This is a genomic window from Streptococcus sp. 544 (genome assembly GCF_013277385.1).
Lineage (GTDB): Bacteria > Bacillota > Bacilli > Lactobacillales > Streptococcaceae > Streptococcus > Streptococcus mitis_BA.
Genome location: NZ_VMMU01000025.1, coordinates 41,111 through 47,563, shown reverse-complemented (window position 1 = coordinate 47,563; position 6,453 = coordinate 41,111). Strand labels below are relative to the sequence as shown.

Here is a 6,453-nt window from a genome sequence, read left to right as displayed (position 1 = left end):
TCGATCCCGTTAACTCCCATTTTAGCGGGTGTAGTTTAGTGGTAAAACTACAGCCTTCCAAGCTGTTGTCGCGAGTTCGATTCTCGTCACCCGCTTTGAACTTTGTTTAAATTACCAAGTTTTTTAACTTGGGCGCGTAGCTCAGGTGGTTAGAGCGCACGCCTGATAAGCGTGAGGTCGGTGGTTCGAGTCCACTCGTGCCCATAGTGTTTAGTCCATTACTAGAGAATTGAAATATTGTCTTTTCACTTCACTAAGAGGACACGGGTTTGTTCCCGTATAAACTATTTTGGAGGATTACCCAAGTCCGGCTGAAGGGAACGGTCTTGAAAACCGTCAGGCGTGTAAAAGCGTGCGTGGGTTCGAATCCCACATCCTCCTTTTTTATTAACGCGGGATGGAGCAGTTCGGTAGCTCGTCGGGCTCATAACCCGAAGGTCGTAGGTTCAAATCCTGCTCCCGCAATAAGGCTCGGTAGCTCAGTTGGTAGAGCAATGGATTGAAGCTCCATGTGTCGGCGGTTCGATTCCGTCTCGCGCCATTTATATATTTTGGAAGGGTAGCGAAGAGGCTAAACGCGGCGGACTGTAAATCCGCTCCTTCGGGTTCGGGGGTTCGAATCCCTCCCCTTCCATTTTACGGGCATAGTTTAAAGGTAGAACTAAGGTCTCCAAAACCTTCAGTGTGGGTTCAATTCCTACTGCCCGTGTTAATAGAATTATGGCGGGTGTGGTGAAGTGGTTAACACACCAGATTGTGGCTCTGGCATGCGTGGGTTCGATCCCCATCACTCGCCTATTTTATATTATTGGGGTATAGCCAAGCGGTAAGGCAAGGGACTTTGACTCCCTCATGCGTTGGTTCGAATCCAGCTACCCCAGTTACTATTTGCCGGCGTGGCGGAATTGGCAGACGCGCTGGACTCAAAATCCAGTGTCCGCAAGGACGTGCCGGTTCGACCCCGGCCGCCGGTATAGTAATAAAGACAAGGTTTTCGGACCTTGTCTTTTTTTTCTCTGTTTTTTGAGTTACCAATTTTTTCCATTTTAAAATAAATCGTCAAGTTTATTAGCCAATGTTTTCTGTTTGCTAGGGTACAAATGAGAATAAGTATCAATTGTTGTTGTAATAGATGCGTGTCCTAATCTTTCTTTGACAATAAGGTAATCTTCTCCTTGATTTATTAGTAATGATGCATGAGAGTGTCTCAAATCATGAATTCTTATTTTCTTTAAATCTTTATCCCTTTCTAGTATTTGCTTAAACTTTTTATCAATCATATTTTTTGTAATTGTTATTGGTGTACTCTGTATTATTTGTAGTTCGTCTGTATTTTTCGTAAATTCCTCAAGTTTTTCTTTTTGTTTTACTTTCCAATCTTTTAGCATTTCTACTAATTTCTGATTTATTGTAATATTTCTAGTTCCTGAACGTGTTTTTGTTGTATTAATGTAGCTTGTATTATTGACAAAGTATACCGTTTTGGTAACGTAAATCGTATTTGTTAAAAGATTTATATCATTCCAGTTTAATGCGAGGATTTCTCCCATTCTCATCCCAGTAAAGAAAGCAATTACGAAAAACAGGTCATAGCTTATTTCATCATCTCGAATAAGTTCTCTAAATCTCGTGAATTCTTCTATACTCAAAATTTGATATTAGGCTTCCTAATTGGTAATTTTCTCAGATTCTCAACAGGATTTTTATCAATGAGGGATTTTCTTATACCAGTATCAAAAATTTTTTTAAGTAGAATTAGAATTTTATTAATTGTATTATAACTTAATGTTTCCTTTTCATTTTGTTTTTTAGGTTTTGTTTTTAGGTATTCACGAAATTCGAATATATGGTCATACGTTAATTTATTTAAATTTGTATCTTTAAAATAAGGCTTAATATGACGCTCATAATTGTTTCTTTGTGTACTTGTGTAGCTTACTTTTCTGCCATTTTTCAAATCATCTTCTTCAAGTAAGTCGAATAACATATCCGTTGTCACTACAAAGTCAAATTGTTTTTCTTTTAATTCTACAACTCGAATATGTTGTTCTAGTTCTAGGGCTTCCTTTTTAGATTTTAATCCTTTTCGAATGATACGTATTCTTTTTTGTGTGATGGGGTGGAAACCATTAGAAACATCAACAGTCCATTTACCACTTTTAGTTTTACGAATAGTCATTCATTATGCTTCTTTCTGGAGTTCAATTCCTAGTAGTTCTTCAGCGACACTGGCTGGAATTGTACCAATCCGTTTGTTATCGTAGATATTAAAACCACGATTCACTAATAGTAATTTGCCAGTATGGATAATCTTTCTTGCAGTTCCTGGAGCAAATCCAAGTTCGATAAGGTCATCTTTTGTTACAGTTTTAATCATGTGATCTCCTTTTCTAATTAGATTAAGTAAGGGGAGGATTAACTCCCCTTGTCTTATACTTATTTTTGTTTTACATCTACTAAATGGATAGCATCCGCCTTGTAATACATTGTCGTGCTAATCATAGTAGCTTGTAAATTGTCAAATGTAACTGGTACTTGATCCATTGCTTGGGTATAGTCATTATCGACTAAAGCATCTGGATTGTCTACTGAGACTTGGGTTGATTTCTTTTTGAATTGTCCATCCTTGATTGTTACATTGTATTTCCAACCAATGATTTTATCGGTATTAAAACGTCTTTCGCTACCATCTCGGTTTTTGATAATTTCTCCGTTTGCATCAGCTCGGACTTCCGTTTCAAATTTTGGAATGACTTCATCCAATTCAAATTTTGTTCCAATGTTATTAAAATTCCAGTCATTTTGTGAAAGCATTTTTGCCATAGTTAATTTCTCCTTTTGATATTTTCTTTGATTGTAGGGATCAAATCCTCTCTTTTAAAGAGTATTGCCCTTTCTATTAATCCACTTGCTAAATCTGGTGGATATTCCATATTGTTGAGTGCAAGATAGTTAGATTTCTCATACTCATGCAGTAAATTATTGTCGTATAGAAATTTATACGCTTTTAGAATAGCCCCTGAACCTTTATAAGTAAACCATTCTAATTTTTGTTCTAGTTCTGTTTTTGATTTTGAAATAATGATAGAGACAGGTTTTGAGTGACCTAAAAACTTCTCCCAAGTTCTCAAAGGTTTTGAGAAGTGACTATCACTATAGAACCTCACTTTTTCCTTGAGATATCCCTTGGTAAAGTTGAGAAGGTCTATTTCTGAATGCAACCATTCTTGAATGAAGTAGTGAGCTTTTTCTTTCCTAAGTTCTAACTCAGTTCTTATCCAATTTTCTATATACCGCTTGCTGATGCCGAGCTTCTCAGCTCGTTCTAAGCGCTTATCGTAAATTCTAAGTCTTTCATCATCATTGGGTTTTCTTAAATATAAGGTCTGGCCGATTGTTTCATCTCCGTAGGTATTGTAGTAGGTGCTTTTTCCATATAGAAAGCGTTTCTTCTGACAAATCTTTAGAAGCTGATTAGGAGTGAAATAGGGCGTTTCATTAAAATCATCTATTGCAATATCAATTCGTCTTACTGAAAATTGATTGTAATTGTAATTGTAGTAGAGGTTGTTCAGAAACTGTCTTTCGGACAGACTATTTGGATCTAATACCATATCTCTATAGAACTCGAGTGCCTGTCCTGACATGACAAGCATGTAGGACGACTCTTTCGCTCCATAGTAGATACGGATATTCCCATAATGAAGCTGGCTATCATAGTTATAGTATTTAAGGCTCCCCTTATTCTCAACAAATAGGTCAAAGTCAAGAAATAGGATGTCTTCGATTATTTCTCTTGGCGAAAATTCAGTCTTATCAAACTGAATTTGAATCCAGTCAAATACAGAACGTAAATGTTCATTTTTTGCCATAGATTTTGATTCAACTTTTTGCCTAATTTTGCCACCCTTAAAATCTCCGAAACCCTTGGAAATACTGAATTCTTTCGATGGTACACCTAACTTGCAGAGGGTGGTGTTACTACACACCCTATCGGTCAAAAATGGTCCGTCCGCATCTACGCTCATTTTCGGCTTTCTGCCTCATGGCTCAGCCGAAAACTCGCTATTAGCCGGACCTATTTTTTGACCTCTTCTGAACAAACCCTAGTAAGCCGGTTTGCATCGACTCTTCAATATCTTGGATTTTCTTTTTTAGGTTGGTATTCTCAATTTTTATCAGTCGCATTTCTCGCTTAAATTCCTGTTTTAAGGCGCTCAGTTCATCGTAGAGCGCATCTATTACTTGGTTTAGGGATTCATGATCATTATCTGCTATACTCCCAAATACGACTTGTATAGCTCTTTTAGACCTATTTCAAGTTTTAGTTTAGCTAACTTTTGAAATTGTATAAGGTCTTCGTCTGTAAAGTCATAGGCAACAGTATAACTTAATTGATGAGTTCTTTGGTTTCTACTGATAGGAATTTTAATTTTCTTAAATTCCTTGCCACTTATCTCTTTAATCAGTTGAATCCAATTTTTAAGAGTAGAGGTAGAGTTTAGGCCAGAAATTTGATTGACTAACTCTTTATTAGTCATCTTTTTATGAACCCTCCGAAATTTTATTCTGCAACTGAAGAGTTTTCTGTGGTATAATTGTTACATACTATATTTTGATCTTGGAACGAACGGCACATTTGTTTCAAGATTTTTTTATTTTGTTGAATCTTACCTCCTTTATTAAAAATTTTTAAATAGACTATTATTTACATACGCTTTTACCTCCTTTTATGCTATAATATTCTCAATGGAATATTTAATCTTAAAATAAATATTCCTTATGGAATAATTCTATTTTATACTGTTTAGAATATTTTGTCAAGCTAAAATATGCAGAATCGAATATTAAAGAGGATACAATGTTTAATAATAATTCTTTTGGAGATCGTCTTAAAGAACTGAGAAAGAGTAAGAAGTTAACACAGGTACAAGTTTCTGAGATGATTGATGTACAACAAGGTACTTATTCTCGTTGGGAAAACGGAACTTTAGAGCCTAATTTAGAAGCGGTTGTCAAATTAGCAAAATTATTTGATACCACGACAGATTATTTATTAGGAAAAACGATTTATAGTACTCTAGATGTTGTCCCACATCCAATCACTAGAATTGATTTGAAGAAGTTAAAAGAGTTTAATAAAACTGAACTAGATGATCTAAAATTTGCAATTGTCATGAATGGAATTAAAAACTATTCTACTTTACCTAAGTATTTGGATGATCTAGTATCTGAAAATAATTTAGATGAAGAGGAGCAAGAAATATTACAAACTCTCTTTAAAGAGGTTTATGATTATATTAATGCAGATTGATGGTTTATAAGATTAAGTCTCAATAAGTAGAGATTAGTATATTCTTGTTGAATAATTTTGTTTAATGAAGCACTTACATTCATGAATCTGTCATTGGAACAATCTTTAGAGACTGATGATGTGATTTCTCAAGCTTGTAGCTATAGAGGGTTAGGTGAAATCTATTTAGCCTTGGAAGATACGGAATTATCCAATAGACATTTCAAACGAGCTATAGAACTTTTCGAAAGTGTTGAAGAGTTTGAAGGGATAAAGGAAATTGAGGAATTTATTAATGAATGATTTGGCATTTAGATTTTGACATTAGTTTGTTTTTGCTTTGAAACTATGTTAGTCTAAGTTGCTAGTATTTTAAAAAGACAAGGTGTTTTATCCTTGTCTCAGATTGAAGACAAAGTCCTTGGAACACAAGTTTCCAAGGGCTTTTCTTTGTGCAAAATCGTATAATAGAGCTAAGAAGAGTTGTGAGGTATTTCCTATGTTTCACAAAGAAAAACCAGATTATAATCGACGCCAATATGGTTTCTATATGATAGACGAATTAGTCCCAAAGGATCACTTTCTTCGACAAGTGGACTCAGAGGTTGATTTTGACTTTATCTATGATTTGGTAGAAGATACCTATAGTCCAGATAATGGTCGTCCTAGTCTAGATCCTGTCATGTTAGTCAAAACCCCTTTGATTCAATGCTTCTATGGCATTCGCTCCATGCGCCAAACCATTAAAGACATTGAAGTAAATGTGGCTTATCGCTGGTTTTTTGGACTAACCTTAGACGACAAGGTTCCTCATTTTACTACATACGGAAAGAATTACAGCCGTCGTTTTCAAGATAAAGAGCTCATTTCTGAGATTATTTCACAGGTTCTCAATCAAGTTTTGTGTGCTGGTTTAATTGATCGTTATCTTTTGTTTTGAATACCTTTGTATGAATATGACCGGTTGGGACATATCCTCTATTCTCTGATGATGCTCTTAGGACGATAAGGTATGAAGTGTTACCAAAAAGTTACTAAAATTTGAAAAATAAGCCTATTTTGCAAGATTCAAAATTCTTAAAACCCTATTAAATCAAGGTTATAAGATTTAAAAAATGTAGTTATGGAACTCAAAATCCAGTGTCCGCAAGGACGTGCCG

At 35.3% G+C, this 6,453-nt stretch carries 4 protein-coding genes, 10 tRNA genes and 4 pseudogenes; 13 read left to right on the top strand and 5 right to left on the bottom strand.

All coding sequences use genetic code 11. The features are described 5' to 3' along the window. Nucleotides 1-24: 24 nt before the first annotated feature. From HT728_RS09345 to HT728_RS09300, 10 genes are all read left to right on the top strand, one after another. Nucleotides 25-95: transfer RNA gene (locus HT728_RS09345), tRNA-Gly, on the top strand. Between the two features lie 35 nt (nucleotides 96-130). Further along, a tRNA-Ile gene (locus tag HT728_RS09340) sits at nucleotides 131-204 on the top strand. 87 nt (nucleotides 205-291) lie between these two features. Then, a tRNA-Ser gene (locus HT728_RS09335) sits at nucleotides 292-381 on the top strand. A gap of 10 nt (nucleotides 382-391) precedes the next feature. Then, nucleotides 392-465, top strand: a tRNA-Met gene (locus HT728_RS09330). Nucleotides 466-468: 3 nt separating this feature from the next. Beyond that, nucleotides 469-541: transfer RNA gene (locus tag HT728_RS09325), tRNA-Phe, on the top strand. Between the two features lie 12 nt (nucleotides 542-553). After that, nucleotides 554-634, top strand: a tRNA-Tyr gene (locus tag HT728_RS09320). A 4-nt stretch (nucleotides 635-638) separates the two neighbouring features. Further along, a tRNA-Trp gene (locus HT728_RS09315) sits at nucleotides 639-709 on the top strand. Between the two features lie 14 nt (nucleotides 710-723). Continuing rightward, nucleotides 724-796: transfer RNA gene (locus HT728_RS09310), tRNA-His, on the top strand. A 13-nt stretch (nucleotides 797-809) separates the two neighbouring features. Continuing rightward, a tRNA-Gln gene (locus HT728_RS09305) sits at nucleotides 810-881 on the top strand. A gap of 9 nt (nucleotides 882-890) precedes the next feature. Then, a tRNA-Leu gene (locus HT728_RS09300) sits at nucleotides 891-974 on the top strand. A 72-nt stretch (nucleotides 975-1,046) separates the two neighbouring features. Here HT728_RS09300 and HT728_RS09295 read toward each other — a convergent pair. From HT728_RS09295 to HT728_RS09275, 5 genes and pseudogenes are all read right to left on the bottom strand, one after another. Continuing rightward, a pseudogene (locus HT728_RS09295) lies at nucleotides 1,047-2,179 on the bottom strand (tyrosine-type recombinase/integrase). Between the two features lie 3 nt (nucleotides 2,180-2,182). Then, nucleotides 2,183-2,377: a DUF3173 domain-containing protein gene (locus HT728_RS09290; protein ID WP_000598356.1), complete on the bottom strand. Its 195-nt coding sequence runs from the start codon at nucleotides 2,375-2,377 to the stop codon at nucleotides 2,183-2,185. Between the two features lie 59 nt (nucleotides 2,378-2,436). Then, nucleotides 2,437-2,823, bottom strand: coding sequence for a hypothetical protein (locus HT728_RS09285; protein WP_164226432.1), 387 nt, complete (start codon nucleotides 2,821-2,823; stop codon nucleotides 2,437-2,439). Between the two features lie 2 nt (nucleotides 2,824-2,825). After that, nucleotides 2,826-4,028: a replication initiation factor domain-containing protein gene (locus tag HT728_RS09280; RefSeq protein WP_164226431.1), complete on the bottom strand. Its 1,203-nt coding sequence runs from the start codon at nucleotides 4,026-4,028 to the stop codon at nucleotides 2,826-2,828. 40 nt (nucleotides 4,029-4,068) lie between these two features. Continuing rightward, nucleotides 4,069-4,541, bottom strand: a pseudogene (locus tag HT728_RS09275) (hypothetical protein). A gap of 320 nt (nucleotides 4,542-4,861) precedes the next feature. Here HT728_RS09275 and HT728_RS09270 point away from each other — a divergent pair. From HT728_RS09270 to HT728_RS09260, 3 genes and pseudogenes are all read left to right on the top strand, one after another. Beyond that, complete coding sequence (locus tag HT728_RS09270; RefSeq protein WP_164226430.1) at nucleotides 4,862-5,314, top strand: helix-turn-helix domain-containing protein; 453 nt, start codon at nucleotides 4,862-4,864, stop codon at nucleotides 5,312-5,314. Nucleotides 5,315-5,377: 63 nt separating this feature from the next. Next, nucleotides 5,378-5,596: pseudogene (locus HT728_RS09265) on the top strand (tetratricopeptide repeat protein); the annotation flags it as partial. 196 nt (nucleotides 5,597-5,792) lie between these two features. After that, a pseudogene (locus HT728_RS09260) lies at nucleotides 5,793-6,215 on the top strand (transposase); the annotation flags it as partial. Nucleotides 6,216-6,453: the final 238 nt, after the last annotated feature.

Excerpts from the sequence above, each read along its gene's own strand:
- HT728_RS09290 (WP_000598356.1), bottom strand. The coding sequence starts at position 2,377 with ATGATTAAAACTGTAACAAAAGATGACCTTATCGAACTTGGATTTGCT.
- HT728_RS09285 (WP_164226432.1), bottom strand. The coding sequence starts at position 2,823 with ATGGCAAAAATGCTTTCACAAAATGACTGGAATTTTAATAACATTGGA.
- HT728_RS09280 (WP_164226431.1), bottom strand. The coding sequence starts at position 4,028 with ATGAGCGTAGATGCGGACGGACCATTTTTGACCGATAGGGTGTGTAGT.
- HT728_RS09270 (WP_164226430.1), top strand. The coding sequence starts at position 4,862 with ATGTTTAATAATAATTCTTTTGGAGATCGTCTTAAAGAACTGAGAAAG.